This is a genomic window from Streptomyces atriruber, from assembly GCF_001418325.1.
Lineage (GTDB): Bacteria > Actinomycetota > Actinomycetes > Streptomycetales > Streptomycetaceae > Streptomyces > Streptomyces atriruber.
On the sequence record NZ_LIPN01000366.1, the window covers coordinates 1 to 20,852 of the forward strand.

The window sequence follows — 20,852 nt, forward strand, 5'->3', positions numbered from 1 at the left end:
GGGGCGCCCCACCCCCACCCCCGGGTCAGGATGACCGCATGGCTCCTCACCTGCGGAACTGCCGCGCAGCCTTCGCCGCGGCGCTCACGACGGCTCTTCTGGCCCCCATACCCGTAACCGCCGCCGAAGCCAGTCGGCCCCAGCAGGGCAGTGCCGCCCTCTGCACGGCGGGCCAGGACCGTACCCTCGCCGCCCGGATGTCCAGGGACATCCGGGCGGCGCTGTCGTCCAGGGCGGGCAGCATCTCCGTCGCCGTCCACGACACCCGCACCGGCCTCGCCTGCCACCTCGACGAGCATCGGCGCTACGACGCGGCGAGCGTCACCAAGGTCCTGATGATGGAGGCCGCGCTGCGCCGCGCGCAGGAGTGGCGCCGCAACCTCACCGCGTGGGAGCGCCGCCGCATCCGCCCCATGATCACCACGTCGGACAACAACGCGGCCGGCCGGCTCTGGAGCGATCTGGGGTACCCCTACCTCTCCCGTTTCCTGCGTCGCGTCGGCACCTCGGCCACCACGCTCGGTTCGTACGGCCGTTGGGGCCTGACCCGGACCACCGCGGCCGACCAGATGCGGCTGCTCGGCGCGCTGACGGGGGACCGTGGCGTACGGGACGTACTGAAGCCGAGTGCGCGCGAGTACGGCCTGCGGCAGATGGCCGACGTGCGGCGCGACCAGCGCTGGGGGGTGCCCGCGGGCATGCCGCGCGGTGTCCGCGCCCACCTCAAGAACGGCTGGCTGCCCCGCGCGACCCTCGGCTGGCGCGTGCACAGCGTCGGAGTGTTCACGGGCAGCGGCCGGACGTACCGGATCGTCGTCCTCTCCCACGGGAACCCGTCGATGGCATACGGGGTGCGGACCATCGAACGCATCGCCCAGGCCGTGCACCGCGGCCTCAACAAGGGGCGTTCCGCCGGGCAGGGGCTGACCCCGGAGAGCGAGATCAGCGAGGTCCCGGACGGCTCGGTGCCCCCGGAGGGGGAGACCGGGTACCCCACTGCGTAACAGAGCTGTCGCGGACGCCCGGCCAACCGGTAAAAACCGGGCACGAACGGGTGCCTGGGCGCGGGAAGTTGTCGTAGTGTCGCCTGAGTCGGCCCACTGGGAGTACGTGCGTACGTAGGCAAGTGTGTACGTACAGGAATGCGCGCACCAGTAAGTAAGCGTGCACCGGGGGTGGGTCGGCGCGCAACAGTCGTCAATGGGGAGGGGTGGCTCGGTCATGGCGCCGGTATTCGGCAGGCGGCTGCGCAGAGGAACGGTGACCGCTGCGGTGGCCGCGGCGGCGGTGGCGGCCCTCGCCGCGTCGCAGGCCCCGGGCGTGACGGACGTGCCGCGCGACGGGCAGGCGGTGGGTGCTTCGGACACCCCACCGCCGTCCGGTGACTCCGCGACCGGTGACTCCCCGTACTTCACCGACCTGCCGCCCCTGCAGAGCCCCGTCCCGCCGACCGGCGCCCCGAACGGCGGCGACAAGGAGGACGAGGCGGGTCTGCCGGCCACGGTCCTCGACGCGTACAAGAAGGCCGAGTCCTCCCTCAACGCCGACCAGCCGGGCTGCAACCTGCCCTGGCAGCTCCTCGCCGCCATCGGCAAGGTCGAGTCCGGCCAGGCCCGAGGCGGCCGTGTCGACGCGAACGGCACGACGATCAAGCCGATCCTCGGCCCGGTCCTCAACGGCAACGGCTTCGCGAAGATCACCGACACCGACCAGGGCGCGTACGACGGGGACAGCACCCACGACCGTGCCGTCGGCCCCATGCAGTTCATTCCGTCCACCTGGGCGACCTGGGGCCAGGACGGCAACGGCGACGGCGACAAGGACCCCAACAACATCTACGACGCGGCGCTCGCCGCGGGCCGCTATCTGTGCGCGAACGGCCGGGACCTGTCCGTCGAGGCCGACCTGCACAAGGCGATCCTGAGCTACAACCGGTCGACGGAGTACCTGAACACGGTCCTGTCGTGGCTGGAGTACTACCGCAAGGGCACCCACGAGGTTCCCGACGGGAAGGGCGTGCTGCCGGACGACCGCAGCGACACGCGCTACCCGGGCGTCGGCACGACCCCGACTCCGGACCCCTCGCACTCGCCCTCGAAGAAGCCGAAGCCCAAGCCGGACCCCGGCAAGAACGAGCCGGGGAACAACGGCGGTGGCAGCAGCAAGCCCAAGCCCCCGGGCGGCGGCACCGAGAAGCCCGACCCCAAGCCCTCGGAGGTCGACGTGCTGGCGAACGCCGGGACGGGCGACCTCATCGCGAAGACGGGCGACGCCTTCACCGAGCGCGTCTCGGTGCGTGCCCTGTCCGAGGCAGGTGATTTCGTGCCCAAGGTGAAGGTCGAGTTCACCGTCGTCGGTGACACGGACGCCCGTTTCGACGGCGGCGCGCGGAGCGCCACCGTCACCACGAACTCGCACGGCAAGGCCACCGCACCGGTGCTCGAAGCGGGGCAGAAGCCCGGCGGCTTCCGGGTGATCGCCACGGTCGTGGGCCGCTCGGTGACCGGCGTCCGCTTCGATGCGAAGACCGTCTCCCGCGTGGCCGACGCGCTCGCCAGGACCGGTGACAAGCCGCTGGTCTGCGAGCCCGGCAAGGAGTTCGCCGAGCAGGTCGAGGTCAAGGCGACCCAGAAGGGCAAGGTCGCGGACGGCGTGGCGGCCACCGCCACGATGATCAAGTCGGCGACGGACGCGACCGCCAACGACAAGGGTCCCTACTTCAAGGGCGCGGACGGCAAGCCGGCCCGCACCCTGACGGGCCTCAGGACCGGCCCGAACGGCCTGCTGAAGCTCCCGAAGATGCACGCGGACGACGCGGCGGGCACGTACCTCCTGCGCATCGTCACGGAAGGCGGCGGCACGCTGACCGTCGAGCTGAAGGTGACCGCGCCGGAGCCCGACGCGACGCCGTCGCCGACGGCCTCGTCGAGCGCCTCCCCGAGTGCTTCTCCGAGCACTTCCGCGAGCGCCTCCCCCGGCGCCTGACCGGGCGGCCGTCCGGCCGCCCCGCGACTCCACGGGACCGCCCCTCCGCCAGCCTCGGCGGAGGGGCGGTCCCGTGTTGTGCAACGTGTTCTCATCTCGCCCGTCCGTTGCTACGGTGCCCGCCCTGACGCCCTATCAGTTCCGGCCGTTCGCCGAATCGGGAGGCCCCGCATGCGTGCCCTCATCGCCGCCGCCGCAGGCCTCGCCGTCGCGCTCGCCCTGGTCCTGACCATCACGGCGATCGGCGCCCCACCGGGCGAGACGTCCCCCGAGCCGCTCCTCACCACTGTCCCCAAGCACCCATAGACGTAGGGAGGGCCGCCGCGATGCGCCGCAAGGCCAGCCTCGTCCTGCTCGCCTTCGCCGTGTTCTGCACGGCCATGTCCCCGCTCATGCGCTGGTACGCCTTCCCGCGGCTCGCGAAGATCCCGCCGAGCCAGTACCAGGAGGCCGTCCTGGAGGCGCACGATCCGACCCTCATCGACTACGGCTCCATGAAGGCCAAGAAGATCGACAAGGTCACCATCGTGCAGACCCTCAAGGGCAACGTCGAGGCCTCCGAGAAGATCGAGAAGACGGCGGACCGCGACGTCGTGGTCTGGGACGCCCTCTCCTACGTCCAGGACGCCGACGGCAAGATGGTCTCCAAGATCCCCGAGCGCTACATCTTCGACGCGCACAGCCAGGAGCCCGTGCACGCCACGGGCGAATCGGTCGACGGCGACGCCGTCAAACGCGAGGGCATCGAGTTCAAGTGGCCCTTCCTGACCGAGAAGCGGGACTACGAGTACTTCGACGCGCAGGCCCGCATCACCCGCCCCATCCACTACAAGGGCACCCAGAACTTCCGCGGCCTGAAGGTCTACTACTTCGAGCAGACCATTCCCTGGACCAAGGTGCCCTTCCCGAAGACGATGCCCGTCAAGGGCATCACTCCGGAATCCCTCGCCAAGACGGGCACCACCCGCTGGTACACCACCGTGCGCAAGTTCTGGGTCGAACCGACCACCGGAGCGCCCGTCTACGGAGAGGAGATCCAGAACAACGAGCTGCGCGGCGGCACCCTCCTGGGCGACCGCGACAAGGTCACCGTCTTCTCCGGGCACGTGAAGATGCGCGAGGACTACATCAAGGACACCGTCGACCTGGTCAAGTCCCAGCGCGTCCTGGTCCTCCTGCTGACCGCCTACCTCCCGTGGGGCTTCCTCGGCCTCGGCATCCTCCTGTTGGCCCTCTCCCTCTGGCTGGAGGCCCGCAGCCGCCGCCCCGGCGACCCGACCCCGACGGCGGAGCGGGATCCGGCGCCCGAACCGGTCAACGCGTGATCCCCGCACCCGAGTTGTACGATCGAGCGACTACTCGGGTGGAGGGGCATGGCCGTCGTCGCCGTCGTGCACGGGATCGGAAAGCAGTACCTGGGGGCGCACTCGCTGCACGCGGGAGTCGCGGCGGCCCTGCTCGACGGAGTGCGGCTGGCCGACGGCCCACCGCTGACTCCGCACGACGTCGAAGTCGCCTTCTACGGAGACTGCTTCAGGCCCCCGGGTGCCCGCCCCGCCAAGGGCGGCGACGCCCTCCCCGGCCGCGACCGGGCCGAGCCCGGCGACGTCGCGCTGCTCCTCGCCTGGTGGCGGCAGGCCGCGCTGGCCGAACCCGACCGCGTACCACCCCTCGAGGTACCCGGTACCGCCAAGGCCGCCACACCGCTCCTCGTGCAGCGGGCCCTGCGCGCCCTCGTCCGGAGCAGGTTCTTCGCCCGCGCCGGCGAGCCCTTCATGATCGGCGTCCTGAGCCAGGTGCGCCGCTACTTCACCGAGACGGACGACGGCGGCGCCCGGGCCCGCGCGCAGGAAGCCGTCGCGGCCGCCGTGCGGGAGGACACCCGCGTCCTGGTGGGCCACTCCCTGGGGTCCGTCATCGCCTACGAAGCCCTCTGCGCCCACCCCGAGTGGCCGGTCCGCACCCTCGTCACCATCGGGTCCCCGCTGGGCGTGCCGAACTTCGTGTTCGACCGGCTGAGTCCGCGGCCGGTGGCGGGGCTCGGCCGGTGGCCAGGGGCGGTCGACCGGTGGACGAACCTCTGCGACAGCCGTGACGTCGTCGCCCTGACCAAGGAACTCGCCCCGCTCTTCCCCGACGGCGGCCGCCGCGTGCACGACGTGCTCGTCCACAACGGCTGGCAGGCACACGCGGTGGAGCGCCACCTCACCGCCGCCGAGACGGGGGAGGCGATAGCCGCCGGGCTCCGCACGCGGGAGAACGGACCGTGAAGATCCGCAGAATCGTCGTGGCCTGCGGCACCTCCAGCTACGAGCTGCACGAGCAACTCGCCTGCGTGGAGAGCGACCTGGACATCGTCTCCGGAGTGTTCCAAGGACTCGGCTACGAAGAAGGCCTGCGGATCCACGACCCCACGACCGACGCGCTCCGCCGGGAGCTGTCCCGCTGGGCCGCCGACGACGACCGCTGCGACGACGCCCTCGTCCTCTACTGCAGCGGCCACGGCGAGGTCGACCGCGACCGGCACTACGTCCTGTGCCGCGACAGCGACGCCCGCAGGCTCGGCGCCACCGCCCTCGCCACCGAGGACATCGTCCGGATCGTCACCGAGGGCGGCATCGAGCGGCTGCTGCTGATCGTCGACACCTGCTACGCGGGCCAGGGCGGCGTCGACGCTGCCCGGCAGGTCGCCGAGCACCTGGGAGCCGCCCTCACGGGCACCCGCGCCGCCGACGAGAGCCGCCTCACCGCGTTCTCGGTCATCGCCGCCACCCGCACCCACGAGGCCGCCGCCGACGGCCTGTTCGCCCGTGCGCTGCGCGACGCCGTCGACGACCTCCTGGTCGGCGGCTACCGCCAGCGCAAGCTGTACCTGGAACAGGTCGTCGAGAGCGTGAACGAGTTCCTCGCCGCCGACGGCCCCTTCCAGCACGCGGCGTGGGGCACCCTGCCCAGTGGCGAGGGCTTCTCGTTCATCCCCAACCCCCGCTACTCGCCGGAGGCCCCCGAAGGCATCGACCTGGACGAACAGCGCACCTGGCACAGCGCCGAGGGGCGCCGCCGCCGCGAGGAACTCCTCAGCCACTTCGACCCGCGCGGGCGCGGGGCGGACGCACTGGGCGGCCGGGGCAGCTACTTCACCGGCCGGGCCAAGGCCCTCGGAGAGCTCGGCCGCTGGCTCGCGGCGCCCCCAAACGGGCCGGGGCGCTGCGCGGTCGTCACGGGCAGCGGCGGCGTCGGCAAGTCGGCGCTGGTCGGCCGCCTGGTCCTCGACGCACGGCGCGACGGGACCCGGCTGACCGCGATCCACGCCCGCCACAAGCTCCTGGAGGAGATCACCGCGGGCATCGCGGACGCGGCGGGCCTGCCCGCCGACGCATTCGCCCGCACCGACCCCGAACAGCTCGTCGCCGCCCTGACCGAACGCCCGGATCCGCTGTACGTGGTCATCGACGCCCTCGACGAAGCGGGCACCGGAGGAGGCGACTCCGAACCGGAACGCATCGCCGGACGGCTGCTGCGCCCCCTTGCCGACGTGCCGTGCGTGCGCCTGCTGATCGGCACCCGGCCACGCGCCGTCCCCGCACTGGGCACGGCGTTCGTCCGCCTCGACCTCGACGAGCCCGGCTGGACGGAGCCCGGGGACATCGCGGCGTACGCCACCCGGCTGCTCCTCGCCCCCGACGGCCACGGCAGCACGAGCCCCTACACCGCCGCGGACGCCCCGCGGGTCGCGGCGGCCATCGAGGAGCGCGCCCACGGCAACTACCTGGTGGCCCGGCTGGTCGCCCGACCACTGGCGCATCGGGCGGCGCCGCTCGACACCGCACGGCCGGGCTGGCGGAGCCAACTGCCCTCGCCCGCCAGGGACCCGCTGTCCGAGGAGCCGCAGGCCTCGGGCCCGGTGTTCCGCTGGGCGCTGCGGGAGCAGTTCCGCGAGGAGGAGGCCAGGGCCCGTGCGCTGCTCACCGCGCTCGCCCTGGCCGAGGGCGTCGGGCTGCCCGCCCGGGAGATCTGGTGCGCCATGGCCACCGTCCTGGCCGGTGAACCCGTCGGCACGACGGACCTGCGGTGGCTCCTGAGGGCCGGTGGCTCCCACATCGTGGAGGACGTGGACACCGCGGGACAGTCGGTGTACCGCCTCTACCACGCCTCGTTCGCCGACGAACTGCGCACGGAAGTCACCCCCGAGCAGCTGCGGAGGATCGCCGACGCGCTGGTCGCCCTCGTTCCCCGGCAAGCCGACGGAACCGGTCTCGACTGGCCCGCCGCCGACCCCTACGTGCGCGAGCACCTGCCCACCCACGCCGCGGCCGGCGGCCTGCTCGACACGCTCGCGGGCGATCCGCTGTTCCTCGTCACCATGGCGCCGAACGTGCTCCGCCGTGCCCTGACGAAGGTGGTCGCCCCGCGCGCGCTCGCCGCCCGGTCCACCTTCGAGCGCATCGCGCCGCTGCTCGCCGCCCAGCCGGACATCGGCGCCCGCGCCGCCCTGCTGCGGCTCACCGCCCTGGAGGCGGGCGAGCGGGAACTGGCCGCGGACGTGCTGGAGCGCGGACCGCGGCCGCCCTGGCTGGTGGAGTGGGCGTACGTGCCGAGCCCGCCCAGCGCCCACCGGTCCGTCGGCAGGCTTCCCCAGGGCACGAGTGACGTGCTGCTGCTCGATGGCGGCGGGCGCCGCACCTTGGTGACCCTGGAGGGGGAACGGGGGCTGCGGGTCTGGGACGCGGAGACCTCCGAGCTCATGGGCGAGCTGCCGGAGCTGGCAGGGGAACCGTCATGGGGCCGGTCGATCTCGCACCTCGCGGTCTGCCCCGACCGCGCGGACGGACGGCTCCTGGTCGGTGTCACCGGCAGGCGCGCGGGGCTGCCGGGAACCACGGACGGGTCCGAGGAGCCCGGGGGCCACCTCCAGCTCTGGGACGTGGCGCGGCGGACCCCGGTCGGCGGCGCCGTGCGGCTCGCCTCGCCCGCGAACGCCCTGGCCCTGCTGGACGTGGACGGCAGGCCGGTCGCCGGAGTGCTCACCTACGACGAGGTGCTGCTGGTCGACCTGGCCGACGGGCGCGAGCTGGCCCGGCTGGCCTGCGAAGCAGGTGCGGACCACATGCTGTGGGAGAGCCACCTGGCCATGGGGACGCACGACGGACAGGTGGTCGTCGCGGCCATGAGCCGGGACGGCGTACTTCCGACGGAGTCGACCGTGGTGGTGGAGCGCTGGACTCTGACGCCCGATCAGGCCTGGTCCACGGCCGAGCACCGCACGACGCGCCTCCAAGGGGACAACGCGAGGGATCTGGTGATCCACGAGGGCCGGGCCGTCGCAGCCACGGAGGACACGGACTTCACCGGCGGGGGGTCGACGGTGGACGCGGTCGTGGATCACGGCGACGGCTGCCTGGAGTGGACGTCCACCGGAACCAAGGGGCTCAGCGGCGGGGAGCGTCTGGTGCGGTCGGGGCGCGGGCTGGTGCGGCTGACGGTCGACATCGGCGGCGTCGAGGTGGTCGATCCGGCGGGGCGGCGCGCCAGGGTCCTGCACGCCGGGCTCGGTTCGACGACCCACTTCGACGTGGTGGACACGGGGCGGGACGAGATCCTGCTCGCCACCGGTGACTTCGGGCAGCCCTCGGTGTCGCTCTGGACGCTCCCCCTGGACGCCGAACACGCCGGGGGCACCAAGCCCCGCAGGTTCTCCGCGCTGTTCGCGACGACCTTGAACGCCGGCCGGGTGGCGGGCAGGGACGTGCTGGCGCTCGGGGACGAGGGCGCCGTGCGGTGCATGGACCCGTCCACCGGCCGCCTCGTCGAGTGGCATCCCAAGCGGCGCGGCGCCCTCGTCGGCGGAGGCACCGGGCTGCCGCTGCTGGTGCGCGGAAACCGCGCGCCGCACGGCGTGGACCTGCGGGTGGGGCTGATCGGCTCGCCGCGGCGCCACCTGCTGCTGCGGAACTGCCCGCCCGGCACGCCGAAATGGGTCGAGCCCGTGCTCCACGAGGGACGGCCCGCCGTGCTCGCCGTGTTCGGACAGCATGTGGTCGTGTGGTTGCACAACGGCCGCAGACTGTCCGAGACGACTTTGGCGGAGAAGCCGCACGTCCTGACCCACCGAACCGTCGGCGGACGGCTCTATCTCGCGTACTACGCCTACGAGCACGGCCTGAGCGTCCTCGACCTGTCGGACGGTACGACGGTGTTCCACCGCGACAGCACTCCCACGTCCTACATCAGCCCTGGCATGACGTTTCCCTGGCGGCCGGGCGGAATCGCCCTGGACGACTGGGAGGGCGAACCGGTCGTCGCCCATCTGACCGGCCGCGGCGGGATCGAGGTCCACGGCGTACGGGACGGGACGCGGCGGTGGTCCTGGAGCGCGCCGGAGCACTGGAAGGCACGGTCAGGGCCCAAGGAGATCTACCTCCACCGGGTGGCCGATCGCAGGGTGGCCCTCACCGTCGGCTTCGACGACGCGCTCACCCTCATCGACGTATCGGACGACCGGGTGGTCGCCAGGGTCGACATGGCGACACAGATCCAGTGCGTGACCCCGCTGCCCCACGGCCGCGTCGCCGTCGTCACGGCAACGGGCCTCTACAGCCTGCGCTTTCCGGTGCTCAGCGGCCCTTCAGACGGGCATTGGTGTGCCGAGTGGGCGGCGCCGTCGCCGGATCCTCCGGCCACGGGTGCTTCGGGTAGCGGCCGCGCAGGTCGGCGCGGACCGCGCGGTAGCCGGACCGCCAGAAGGACGCGAGGTCGGCGGTGACGGCCGCGGGACGCCCCGCGGGGGACAGCAGGTGCACCAGCAGCGGTACGCGGCCGTCCGCGATCCTCGGGGTCTCGGCGAGGCCGAACATCTCCTGCAGCTTGACGGCGAGCACCGGCTGCTCGGGGTCGGAGTAGTCGATCCGGATCCTGGACCCGCTCGGCACCTCGAGGCGTTCCGGGGCGAGCTCGTCCATGCGCCCGGCCGCGCCGCCCGCCCACGGCAGGAGCCGTCCCAGGGCCTGCCCGGCGTCGATCCGCGCCAGGTCGGCCCGGCGCGCGGACCTGGAGAGCTCCGGCTCCAGCCACTCGTCCACGCGCGCGAGGAGGGCGTCCTCCGACACGTCGGGCCAGGGCGCCCCGAGATGCCGGTGCAGGAACGCGAGCCGCTCCCGCACCTCCCGCGCGTCCCGCGACCACTTCAGCAGCCCCGTCCCCTCCTCCCGCAGCCCGGTGAGGAGGGCCTCCCGCACCAGCCGGGGAGCGGGTGTCTTCAAGGGGCGCACCGCCAGCTCCACGGCGCCGAGCCGCTCCACGTGCCGCGCCACGAGGTCGCCGCCGCTCCAGGCCACCTCGTCACCCTCGGAGTACAACGGGGCGGCCGCATCGCGCGCGGCGTCCTCGTCGACGTGCCCGGCCAGGAGCACGCGCGCGTGCCCCGCGCCCACCGGCCGGTCGGCCACGGCCACGGCGAGCCACCGCGCCCCCGAAAGCGCCGACCCCTGCCGGACCTCGGCCCGGGTGCCGCCCGCCATCAGATACGTCCCGCCGCCCATGCTCCGGGCCACCCGCTCCGGAAACGCCAGCGCGGCCACCAGCCCCGCCACGTACTCGTCGCTGCCCCCGCCGCCACCGGAGGACCCGGTGACCGACGAGGCGAGGCGCCTGGCCTCGGTCCGCCACCGTCCCCCGTACGCGTCCGTGCCGCTCCGGGCCGTGCGCCAGGCCCCCGCCAGGTCGTCGCCGTACTCGCGGGGCGGCTCCTCGCTCAGCAGCGCCACCGCCTCCGCCGCCCGGCGGGCACCGACGCGCGGCGCCGCGTCCAGCAGGGCCCGCGCCAGCCGGGGATGCAGGCCCACCCGGGACATCCGCGTGCCCCGCTCCGTCGCCCGGCCCGTGCCCGCGTCCACCGCCCCGACCGCCGCGAGGACCTCCCGGGCCGCCGCCATCGCGCCGCCCGGCGGCGGGTCGAGGAGCGCGAGCCCGGCGGCGTCCGGATCGCCCCAGCACGCCGTCTGCAGCGCGAACGCGGCGAGGTCGGCCACCTTGATCTCCGGCGCGGGGAAGCGCGGCAGACGTCCGTCCTCCGCCTCCGCCCAGCACCGGTACACGGCACCCGGAGCCTCCCGCCCGGCGCGCCCCGCCCGCTGCCGCCCCGACGCCTGAGAGGCCCGCACGGTCGTCAGCGCGCTCAGCCCGCGCGCGTGGTCCACCCGCGGCTCGCGCGCGAGACCCGAGTCCACCACGACCCGCACCCCGGGCACCGTCAGCGACGACTCGGCCACGGACGTCGCGAGCACCACCCGCCGACGCTCCGACCCGGCGAGCGCCGCGTCCTGCACCGCGGCAGGGGCCCGCCCGTGCACCTGCAGCACCTCCACGTCGCCGAGGCCGGTCAGCTGCCCGGCCACCCGCGCGATCTCGCCGACCCCGGGAAGGAAGCACAGGACGTCCCCGTCGCGCTCGGCCAGCGCCCGCCGCACCACCGACGCCACATGGGACAGCAGCGCCGGGTCGACCCGCATGCCGTGCGGCGGCCGTACCGCGCGCGGCGGCGGCGCCCACACCACGTCCACGGGGTGCGCGGTGCCCCGCGCCGCCACCACGGGCGCGTCCCCGAGGATCCGCGCCCAGCCCTCCGCGTCGGTCGTCGCGGACGCCGCCACCAGACGCAGCTCGGGCCGCAGTGCCGCCCGCACGTCCACCAGGAACGCCGCCACGGTGTCCGCGTCCAGATGCCGCTCGTGGCACTCGTCGAGGATGACGACGTCCACGCCGGCCAGCTCCTGGTCCCGCTGCAGCCGCTGCAGCAGGACACCGGTCGTGACGACCTCCACGCGCGCGCGTGGTCCCACCACGCGCTCACCGCGCACCGTGTACCCGACGCGGTCGCCCACCTGCTCGCCGAGCAGCCAGGCCATCCGCCGGGCGGCCGCGCGTGCGGCGATCCGCCGCGGCTCGGCGACGACGACGCGACGTGCCTCCTGCGAGGCGTCGAGCAGCCCGGCCAGCGCCAGCGGAACCAGCGTCGTCTTGCCCGTCCCGGGCGGGGCGCACAGCACGGCGCTGCCCGGCCCCTCCAGTGCGGAACGGAGGGCGGGCAGCGCGTCGCGTACCGGCAGATCCAGGGCTTCGTTGCGGAGACCGATCACGTACTCAGTCTCGTACGCACACGTAGATGGCCGTCCCCGGGATCAGGTTTCCGCGCAGCGGGGACCAGCCGCCCCACTCCTGGGTGTTCCAGGCGGGCCACTCGGGCTCCACGATGTCGACGAGCCGCAGCCCGGCGGCCACGACGTCCCGCACCCGGTCGCCGATCGTCCGGTGGTGCTCCACATATACGGCGTTGCCCTGCTCGTCCTGCTCCACATAAGGAGTGCGGTCGAAATAGGAGGCCCCTACGGAGAGGCCCTCCGGACCCGGCTCGTCCGGGAACGCCCAGCGGATGGGGTGCGTCGCGGAGAAGACGAACCGGCCGCCGGGCCGCAGCACGCGCCGCACTTCCTTGAGGACCTGCACGGCGTCGGCGACGAAGGGCATCACGCCATAGGCGGAGCAGACGATGTCGAAGGAGCCGTCCTTGAAGGGCAGCACTCCCGCGTCGGCCTGCACCAGCGGAACGTTTCCGCCGATCCGCAGCGCGTGCTGGAGCTGGCGGTGCGAGAGGTCGAGCGCGACGGGCCGGGCGCCCTGCGAGACCAGCCAGCGCGAGCACTGCGCGGCACCGGCACCGATCTCCAGGACGTCCTTGTCCTTGAGCTCCTCGGGCGGGCCGAGCAGCTCCGCCTCCACCTCGTCGAGCCCTTCGGGACCCCACACGAAGCGGTCGTCCCCGAGGAACGTGCCGTGCTCGATCTGGTACTCGTCGGCGTTCCGGTCCCACCAGCCGCGGTTCGCGCGACTGCTCTCCGTGACGTCGGCGTCACGCCTGGTGGCCTCGGGCTCGAGCGGCTCGGACTCTTGGATGATCGGCTCCATGGTCGTAATCTTCCGTGTCTTGCCTTGAACCTCGTCGCGGAGGGGGCGCGGTACGGCCCGTGTGGCCTCATGCGACAGGTTTTGTGCCGGGTATGCGGCGATCCGCCCCGGGTGTGCGCCTTCGCGCATTGACCCTGTCCGGCTGCCCCCGTATGCTACAAGTTGCGCTGCGAGCCTGCGCTCCTCAGACATAGCAGGCTGCGCTCGCGTCTGTTGTATGTCCCCTCGGTTGTCGAGGCGCCTTCCGTTTCGCGGAAGTCGCGCTTCCTAGGCTGTCCGGCTTCTACAGAGTGCGAAATCGGCTCCGGCGTTGCAGTACCTACGACTTCAATGTCCGTACCGGAGCCCTTTCCCACATGACGAGCAGCACCGAGACCACCGCCACCACTCCGCAGGTAGCGGTCAACGACATCGGTAACGAGGAAGCCTTCCTCGCCGCGATCGACGAGACGATCAAGTACTTCAACGACGGCGACATCGTCGACGGCGTCATCGTGAAGGTCGACCGGGACGAGGTCCTGCTCGACATCGGTTACAAGACCGAAGGCGTCATCCCGAGCCGCGAGCTCTCCATCAAGCACGACGTCGACCCGAACGAGGTCGTCGCCGTTGGTGACGAGATCGAGGCCCTGGTTCTCCAGAAGGAGGACAAGGAAGGCCGTCTGATCCTGTCCAAGAAGCGCGCTCAGTACGAGCGTGCCTGGGGCACGATCGAGAAGATCAAGGAAGAAGACGGCATCGTCACCGGTACCGTCATCGAGGTCGTCAAGGGTGGTCTCATCCTCGACATCGGCCTCCGTGGCTTCCTGCCGGCCTCCCTCGTCGAGATGCGCCGCGTCCGCGACCTTCAGCCCTACGTGGGCAAGGAGCTCGAGGCCAAGATCATCGAGCTGGACAAGAACCGCAACAACGTGGTCCTGTCCCGCCGTGCCTGGCTCGAGCAGACCCAGAGCGAGGTCCGCCAGACCTTCCTCACGACCCTGCAGAAGGGCCAGGTCCGCTCCGGCGTCGTTTCCTCGATCGTCAACTTCGGTGCGTTCGTGGACCTCGGCGGCGTCGACGGCCTCGTCCACGTGTCCGAGCTGTCCTGGAAGCACATCGACCACCCCTCCGAGGTTGTCGAGGTCGGCCAGGAAGTCACCGTCGAGGTTCTCGACGTGGACATGGACCGCGAGCGCGTCTCCCTGTCGCTCAAGGCGACGCAGGAAGACCCGTGGCAGCAGTTCGCCCGCACGCACCAGATCGGGCAGGTCGTTCCCGGTAAGGTCACCAAGCTCGTTCCGTTCGGTGCGTTCGTGCGCGTCGACGAGGGCATCGAGGGCCTGGTCCACATCTCCGAGCTGGCCGAGCGCCACGTGGAGATCCCGGAGCAGGTCGTCCAGGTCAACGACGAGATCTTCGTCAAGGTCATCGACATCGACCTCGAGCGTCGCCGGATCTCGCTGTCGCTGAAGCAGGCCAACGAGTCCTTCGGCGCCGACCCGTCGGCCGTCGAGTTCGACCCGACCCTGTACGGCATGGCCGCGTCCTACGACGACCAGGGCAACTACATCTACCCCGAGGGCTTCGACCCCGAGACGAACGACTGGCTCGAGGGCTTCGAGACCCAGCGCGAGGCTTGGGAGGGCCAGTACGCCGAGGCGCAGCAGCGCTTCGAGCAGCACCAGGCCCAGGTCATCAAGTCCCGCGAGGCGGACGCCCAGGCCGAGGCCGAGGGTGCGGCGGCTCCGGCCGGTGCCGCTCCGGCCGCGTCCGGTGGCGGCGGCGGTTCGTACTCCTCGGAGTCGGACGACAACTCCGGCGCCCTTGCTTCGGACGAGGCGCTCGCCGCGCTTCGCGAGAAGCTCGCCGGTGGCCAGAGCTGAGGCTCGCCTCTAGGCGGTAGCAGTTGAACGTTGCGGGCCCGTACCCCTCTGGGGGTGCGGGCCCGCTTCTTTCTGCTTCGGGGTGCGGGTTCGGTGAGGGCTCGGCGCGCCGTTCCCCGCGCCCCTGAGGGCTCGGCCCTGCGGGTCTTGCCCTCAGGGCGTCACCGTTATGTTCGTCAGGCCCTTGCCGCCCGTCACCGTGTTGCTCGCGTGGACCGTCGTCTTGCAGCTGCCGCTGTGGTTCGTCACGTTGATCGCCAGCTGCTTGTCGCCCGTCGCGCCCGTCAGCGTCGACTTGTTGCCGCGGAAGACCGTGCCGCAGCCCCAGCCGGACTGCTGGGAGTGGGTCTCGTAGCCGTTGTTCGTGGTGTTCTTGCCCGTGTTGTTCTCGACGATGTAGTTGTTGCCCTTCACGTCGATCCACGAGTCGTCGTAGTTGTTGCCGGTCAGGCCCTTGCCGTCGAACGTGTTGCCCGAGACCTCGCCGCCCGTGGTGCCCTCCTTGAGGTCGATCGCCTCGCCGCCCACGTCCGGGCCGATGGTGTTGGCGGTGATCTGTACGTTGTCGCTCTTGTCGGAGAGCGTGTTGGCGGAGCCCACGTAGACGCCCTCGCCCATGCCGCGGTCGTCGTTCCCGGTGTCGTAGATCCGCGAGTTCTTGATCACGCCGTCGCTGCTCGACCTCCGGAAGTGGACGCCCTCCATGTCGAGGCCGTGGACCGTCACGGTGTCCACGACGACGCCCCGCGCGGAGTCGATCATGATGCCCTTCTGGCCGCCGGTGACGGTGACGCCCTTCACCGTCCAGTACGAGGCGCCGTTGAGGTGCAGACCGTAGCCGCCGCCCGTGGTGAGCACCGCCTTCGACGAACCGGTCAGCGTGATGCGGGAGTTCGCGCTCGCCGCCACGGACGTCTTGAAGTTGCCGGAGTACGTTCCGTCGGCGAGGTGGATCGTGTCGCCGGGGGAGGCGTCGGTGAGCGCCGTCTTCAGCTCGGCGGCCGTGGAGACCTCGATGGTCCGTGCCGGTGCGGTCGCGGCGGTCGCGGTGGCGGCCATGGTCAGACCTCCGGTGGCGGCCGTCGCGGCGAACAAGGCGGTGAGCAGGGGGCGTCGGGTGCGCATGGGGGTGGCCTTCCCGTCGGGGGTTTCTGGAGTGTTCTAGTACGTGAACACTGGATGTGAGTATGAACGTAGAGCTGGGGCATGTCCGCGTCAAGGTATGGACCAGCTCTTCAACTCCGTGGCGGTGAAAGGTCGGCCGGGAATGCTCGTGACGCTGCGCGTGTTCTTCACTACGAACACGAGGAGGAGCGGTCACAGTGCTTGATCCGCAGGGTTTGTACGCATGGGAGCCGAAGGGTCTCGCCGTCGTCGACATGGCGCTCGCCCAGGAGTCGGCCGGACTTGTCATGCTCTACCACTTCGACGGATACATCGACGCGGGCGAAACCGGCGACCAGATCGTCGAGCGGCTCACGGACAGCCTTCCCGGGCAGGTGGTGGCGAGGTTCGACCACGACCGGCTCGTCGACTACCGCGCCCGCCGCCCGCTGCTCACCTTCCGGCGCGACCGCTGGAGCGACTACGAGGTGCCGACGCTCGACGTCCGCCTCGTCCAGGACGCGACCGGCGCACCCTTCCTGCTGCTCTCCGGGCCCGAGCCCGACATCGAGTGGGAACGTTTCGCCGCGGCCGTCCAGCAGATCGTGGAGCGGCTCGGCGTGCGGCTCTCCGTGAACTTCCACGGCATCCCCATGGGCGTACCGCACACGCGCCCCGTGGGCCTCACACCGCACGGCAACCGCACCGACCTGGTGCCGGGGCACCGCAGCCCCTTCGACGAGGCGCAGGTGCCGGGCAGCGCCGCGTCGCTGGTGGAGTACCGCCTCCTGGAGGCGGGGCACGACGTCCTCGGCGTCGCCGCGCACGTGCCGCACTACATCGCGCGCTCCGCGTACCCCGACGCCGCCCTCACGGTCCTGGAGGCCATCACGGCCGCGACCGGTCTGGTGCTGCCCACCGTCGCCCACGGACTGCGCACCGAGGCACACCGGACGCAGACCGAGATCGACCGGCAGATCCAGGAGGGCGACGAGGAACTCGTCGCGCTCGTCCAGGGTCTTGAGCACCAGTACGACGCGGCGGCGGGCGCGCAGGAGCGGGGCAACATGCTCGCCGAGCCGCTGGACATCCCGTCGGCCGACGAGATCGGCCGTGACTTCGAGCGGTTCCTCGCCGAGCGGGAGGGCGACGCGTAACGCCAGGGCCTAAGCTTCCGGTCATGCTGAAGGTTGGCCTGACCGGCGGAATCGGCGCCGGCAAGAGTGAGGTGTCGCGACTGCTGGTCGCGGCCGGTGCCGTTCTGATCGACGCGGACAAGATCGCGCGTGAAGTCGTGGAGCCGGGAACTCCCGGCCTCGCGGCCGTCGTTGAAGCCTTCGGGCGGGAGGTCCTCGCTCCGGACGGCTCGCTGGACCGGCCGAAGCTGGGCGCGGTCGTCTTCGCGGACGCGGAGAAGCTGGCCGCCCTGAACGCGATCGTGCATCCCCTCGTGGGCGCCCGCTCCGCCGAGCTCGAACAGGCCGCGTCCGGCGACGCCGTCGTCGTCCACGACGTGCCGCTCCTCGCCGAGAACGGCCTCGCGCCGCTGTACGACCTCGTGGTCGTCGTCGACGCGAGCCCCGAGACCCAGCTGGACCGCCTGGTGCGGCTGCGCGGCATGAGCGAGGAGGACGCCCGCGCGCGGATGGCCGCGCAGGCGACCCGCGAGAAGCGCCTGGAGATCGCGGACATCGTGATCGACAACGACGGCCCGCTGGAGGGCCTGTCCAAGAGGGTCGGCGAGGTCTGGGCCGAGCTCGCGCGAAGGGCCCGCGGATAGCCGCCGGCGGCTGACGCACGGCAAGCAACGGACAGCGGACTGCGGATGGCGCGCTCGGGGAGGGGCGGTGGCAGTGGTCGTTCTGGCGGCGTTCACGATTCTGGGAGGGCTGGTCGCGGCGCTGGCCGGTGCGTACGGACTGCGGCAGACGCGGCGCATCACCGCCGCGGGAGTCGTCACCCAGGCTCTGGTGAAGGCGACCCTGCCCGGCGCCGAGCGGCCCACGCTGCAGTTCGAGACGGGTGACGGGCGCGTCGTCGAAGTGGTGTCGCCCGTGCCGCCGAGCCGCCGTCGGCCGCTCGCCGCGGGGGACCGGGTCGGGATCGCGTACGACATCGGGGATCCGCGCGAGACCGTGCTGATCGGCGGCGAGCGCACCGGCCTCGACCGTGCCTTCGTCGGCGCGGGCGCGGCCCTCGTGGTGCTGGGCGCCGTCCTCGCCGTCGCCGTGCGCTGAGGCGTCGTCGTGCTCTCGGGTGCCCGCGTCGGGCGCTTCCGGAGGGCCTCCCGCGCGCGTGGGGCGCGATTTCACGCGCGGGTGGAATAGGCGGGCGTGCGGCGGGCGTTGACGCGGGGGAGCGAGGGAAGGAGTCCGGCGTGCCCGAAATCACCCCGGAGACCCATGTCATTGATTTCCGGGCGGCTGAGCAGCTTCTTGCCGCCCGGGATCCGCGCGGCGCGGTGAAGCTGCTCGACACCGTCATCGCCGCCCACCCGGAGAACACGGCGGCCCGTCTGCTGCGGGCGCGGGCCTTCTTCGCCGCGGCACAACTGCGCGCCGCCGAGCTGGAGTTCAGCATCGTCCTGGAGCGCGAGCCGGACAACGCGTTCGCGCACTTCGCCCTCGCCCGTACCTATGAGCGCGGCGCGCGGCCCGAGCAGGCGCGGCGCCACTTCCGGCTCGCGGCCGCCCTCGACCCGCAGCCGGAGTATCTGGCGGCGGCCCGCTTCGAGAAGGAGTAGCCGGGGCGAGGTGCGTCCTAGGAGGGACCCGGCGGCTCGTACGGCGGGACGTCCCTGCCCGGCTGGTAGTGCGCGCCCTGGCGCATCCGGTGTACGACCCACGCGAGGTCCGCGGCGACCACGACGAGCAGTGCTCCACACGCCGCCGCCCATCCCGCCCGGCCGGTGAGCGCGAAGGCCACGGTGCCGAAGGCGGCCCAGGTCAGGCCCCATACGCTGAACCAGAACCGCATCCGCAGGGGGCTGCGCGCGGTCACCGGTTCACTGCCTGTGCGCATCATGGGAGGTCATCTCCTCCTTTACAGGATAAAGAGGGTGGGAACGTGCTGGAAGCGCTCAGGGCCGACGAGAAGCTCGCCGCATGGCTGGCGGAGCTGGAGGCGGCCGGGGAGCCGCGGGCCGCGGCGGTGCTTCCGGACGCCGACGAGCTGCCGGAGGCGCTCCTCGACCTCGCCGTGCCGCACGAGGACATCAACCCTCTCGTGGCGCTGCGCGGCCGGTTGTGGGCGGACCCGGAGGCGCGCTGGCTGCTCGACCGCTGCGTGGACGCCGTCGTGCGCGACATGGGGAGGGTCGGCGGCGGCCGTCTCCCTGTGCTGCCCGAGGGGTGGGGTGAGCTCGGGCGCTGCTTCTTCGTGTACGTGTACGTGGCGGCGCTGGAGCACGTGCGGGCGTACCACCGCGGCCGCGGCATCCCCGACGACGTGTCGCGCCGCACCCTCGCCGACCTCGGGCGCCACATGGCGGTGCACCGCAGGGCGCGGGGCAGCCGGGGGCTTCTCGTGCCGGACTGGATCGGCCTGCACTTCCGGGGCGAGCTCTACCAGTTGGGACGGCTGCAGTTCCAGCGTGCCGTGCTGGGCGAGCGCATGGGCGGCGCGACGGCGGCGGCCGGGCACCGGGCCGGTCCCGGGGACCCCTGTCTGAACGTCCACATCACCGATTTCCGGGGCGCGTTGACGCCCGAGGCCTGCGAGCGGTCGATTTCACGGGCGCGGGAGTTCTTCGCGCGCCACTTCCCCGAGGACCGGTTCGAGACAGTCGTCTGCCACTCCTGGCTGCTCGACCCGCAGCTGGCGACGTACCTCCCCGAGGACTCGAACATCGTCCGCTTCCAGCGGCGATTCCGTCCGGCGGCCGGGTACGGGCGGGAGCCGTCGGATGGCGACCCCGTCGCCTTCGTCTTCGGCGACCGGGACCTGCCTGTGGCCGGACTTCCCAGGCGGACGCGGGTGGAGCGGGCCGTGGGGGACCATCTGCGGGCGGGCGGCCACTGGTACGGCGGGCATGGCTGGTTTCCGCTGTAGCCGGTGGATCCGTGCGTGCGGGGGGAACGGGGGCCCGGTGGGCTTCGTTGGGCGGGGCATGAGCCTGCAGATGCGTGAGGGATACGAGGGAACGGGCCCCGGCGCGATCACGCCGGACGGCTGTGCGGTCGAGCTGTACACACGGCTGTCCGTCGGCAATGAACCCGATGTCATCGAGGCCGCCGTGCCCGCGGGGTCGCACATCCTGGAACTCGGCTGCGGCGCGGGCCGGGTGACCCGTCCGCTCCTTGAGCGGGGTTTCCGGGTGACGGCCGTGGACGAGTCCGCCGAGATGCTGGAGAAGGTCGCCGAGCTCGACGGCGGGGTGCGGACGGTGCGCAGCCCCATCGAGAAGCTCGACCTGGACGAGAAGTTCTCCGTGGTGATGCTCGCGTCGTTCCTCGTGCACAACGGCGACACGGCGGTGCGGCGCGGGATGCTGCGCGCCTGCCGGAACCACGTCACGGACCAGGGCTGTGTGCTGATCCAGCGGGAGGGCGCGGACTACCACACGAACCTGCCGAGGGAGCGCGTCGACCCGGGCGGCTACACGACCCGGATCGTCTCGGCGACACCGGTCGGCGACGGCGTGAACGAGGTCCGCGCTGAGTACATCTTCCCGGACGCCGTATGGACCCAGACGTTCCGGGCCCGGCCGCTCGACCGGGAGCAGTTCGAGGCGGCGCTCGCGGAGGCGGGCCTGAAGGTCGACAAGTACCTGACCGAGGACGGCATTTGGGTGCGGGCCGTGCCCGCGGAGTGAGATCGCGCGCCGAGCGATGAGTTCGGGGCGGACGACCGGTCTTCAACGGTGACAGCACAACGGCCCGGGGGCTTCGCACGAAGCCCCCGGGCCCCACCCGCCGAGGAGACCACGATGTCCGCCAC

16 protein-coding genes and 1 pseudogene are annotated in these 20,852 nt (G+C 72.2%); 13 read left to right on the forward strand and 4 right to left on the reverse strand.

Going from position 1 to position 20,852, the window contains the following annotated elements; translation table 11 throughout:
• Positions 1–38 precede the first annotated feature (38 nt).
• The 6 genes and pseudogenes from AOK03_RS32180 to AOK03_RS44385 all read left to right on the forward strand — a co-directional run.
• Positions 39–1,004, forward strand: a complete 966-nt coding sequence (locus AOK03_RS32180; RefSeq protein ID WP_079075084.1) for a serine hydrolase — start codon at positions 39–41, stop codon at positions 1,002–1,004.
• Positions 1,005–1,221: 217 nt separating this feature from the next.
• Positions 1,222–2,985: a lytic transglycosylase domain-containing protein gene (locus AOK03_RS32185; RefSeq protein WP_055568910.1), complete on the forward strand. Its 1,764-nt coding sequence runs from the start codon at positions 1,222–1,224 to the stop codon at positions 2,983–2,985.
• Positions 2,986–3,156: 171 nt separating this feature from the next.
• On the forward strand, positions 3,157–3,291 hold the full coding sequence (locus tag AOK03_RS42195) for an SPW_0924 family protein (RefSeq protein ID WP_107098168.1): 135 nt from the start codon (positions 3,157–3,159) through the stop codon (positions 3,289–3,291).
• A gap of 20 nt (positions 3,292–3,311) precedes the next feature.
• The gene (gene pgfA / locus AOK03_RS32190; RefSeq protein WP_055568911.1) at positions 3,312–4,310 is read left to right on the forward strand and encodes a cell envelope lipid trafficking protein PgfA; all 999 of its coding nucleotides are present in this window, start codon (positions 3,312–3,314) and stop codon (positions 4,308–4,310) included.
• 48 nt (positions 4,311–4,358) lie between these two features.
• Positions 4,359–5,255 (forward strand): alpha/beta hydrolase family protein, encoded by an 897-nt coding sequence (locus AOK03_RS32195; RefSeq protein WP_055568912.1) that lies wholly within the window; start codon positions 4,359–4,361, stop codon positions 5,253–5,255.
• A gap of 17 nt (positions 5,256–5,272) precedes the next feature.
• Positions 5,273–6,577: pseudogene (locus AOK03_RS44385) on the forward strand (NACHT domain-containing protein); the annotation flags it as partial.
• Positions 6,578–9,599: 3,022 nt separating this feature from the next.
• Here AOK03_RS44385 and hrpB read toward each other — a convergent pair.
• Both hrpB and AOK03_RS32205 read right to left on the reverse strand, forming a co-directional pair.
• Positions 9,600–12,119: an ATP-dependent helicase HrpB gene (hrpB, locus tag AOK03_RS44390; RefSeq protein WP_244177832.1), complete on the reverse strand. Its 2,520-nt coding sequence runs from the start codon at positions 12,117–12,119 to the stop codon at positions 9,600–9,602.
• 4 nt (positions 12,120–12,123) lie between these two features.
• Positions 12,124–12,945 (reverse strand): class I SAM-dependent methyltransferase, encoded by an 822-nt coding sequence (locus AOK03_RS32205; RefSeq protein ID WP_055568913.1) that lies wholly within the window; start codon positions 12,943–12,945, stop codon positions 12,124–12,126.
• Positions 12,946–13,301: 356 nt separating this feature from the next.
• Between AOK03_RS32205 and rpsA the strand changes: the two genes are divergently transcribed.
• On the forward strand, positions 13,302–14,810 hold the full coding sequence (gene rpsA / locus AOK03_RS32210) for a 30S ribosomal protein S1 (RefSeq protein WP_055568914.1): 1,509 nt from the start codon (positions 13,302–13,304) through the stop codon (positions 14,808–14,810).
• 153 nt (positions 14,811–14,963) lie between these two features.
• Here the strand turns inward: rpsA and AOK03_RS32215 are convergent, their stop codons facing one another.
• Entirely contained in the window at positions 14,964–15,935 is a 972-nt protein-coding gene (locus AOK03_RS32215; RefSeq protein ID WP_055568915.1) for a right-handed parallel beta-helix repeat-containing protein, read from the reverse strand.
• A gap of 197 nt (positions 15,936–16,132) precedes the next feature.
• Here AOK03_RS32215 and AOK03_RS32220 point away from each other — a divergent pair, with 197 nt between their 5' ends.
• The 4 genes from AOK03_RS32220 (at position 16,133) to AOK03_RS32235 (ending at position 18,657) form a co-directional block, all read left to right on the forward strand.
• Complete coding sequence (locus AOK03_RS32220; protein WP_055568916.1) at positions 16,133–17,071, forward strand: PAC2 family protein; 939 nt, start codon at positions 16,133–16,135, stop codon at positions 17,069–17,071.
• Positions 17,072–17,094: 23 nt separating this feature from the next.
• On the forward strand, positions 17,095–17,694 hold the full coding sequence (gene coaE, locus AOK03_RS32225) for a dephospho-CoA kinase (protein ID WP_055568917.1): 600 nt from the start codon (positions 17,095–17,097) through the stop codon (positions 17,692–17,694).
• 67 nt (positions 17,695–17,761) lie between these two features.
• A complete protein-coding gene (locus AOK03_RS32230) occupies positions 17,762–18,151 on the forward strand; it encodes a DUF3592 domain-containing protein (protein ID WP_244177833.1) in 390 nt (129 codons plus the stop codon).
• A 140-nt stretch (positions 18,152–18,291) separates the two neighbouring features.
• Entirely contained in the window at positions 18,292–18,657 is a 366-nt protein-coding gene (locus AOK03_RS32235) for a tetratricopeptide repeat protein (protein WP_055568919.1), read from the forward strand.
• A gap of 17 nt (positions 18,658–18,674) precedes the next feature.
• Here AOK03_RS32235 and AOK03_RS32240 read toward each other — a convergent pair whose 3' ends face one another.
• Entirely contained in the window at positions 18,675–18,935 is a 261-nt protein-coding gene (locus tag AOK03_RS32240; protein WP_055568921.1) for a DUF6343 family protein, read from the reverse strand.
• A gap of 129 nt (positions 18,936–19,064) precedes the next feature.
• Between AOK03_RS32240 and AOK03_RS32245 the strand changes: the two genes are divergently transcribed.
• Together AOK03_RS32245 and AOK03_RS32250 are read left to right on the forward strand one after the other, a co-directional pair.
• On the forward strand, positions 19,065–19,964 hold the full coding sequence (locus AOK03_RS32245; RefSeq protein WP_055568922.1) for an acyltransferase domain-containing protein: 900 nt from the start codon (positions 19,065–19,067) through the stop codon (positions 19,962–19,964).
• A 70-nt stretch (positions 19,965–20,034) separates the two neighbouring features.
• Positions 20,035–20,727, forward strand: coding sequence for a class I SAM-dependent methyltransferase (locus AOK03_RS32250; RefSeq protein WP_055568923.1), 693 nt, complete (start codon positions 20,035–20,037; stop codon positions 20,725–20,727).
• Positions 20,728–20,852: the final 125 nt, after the last annotated feature.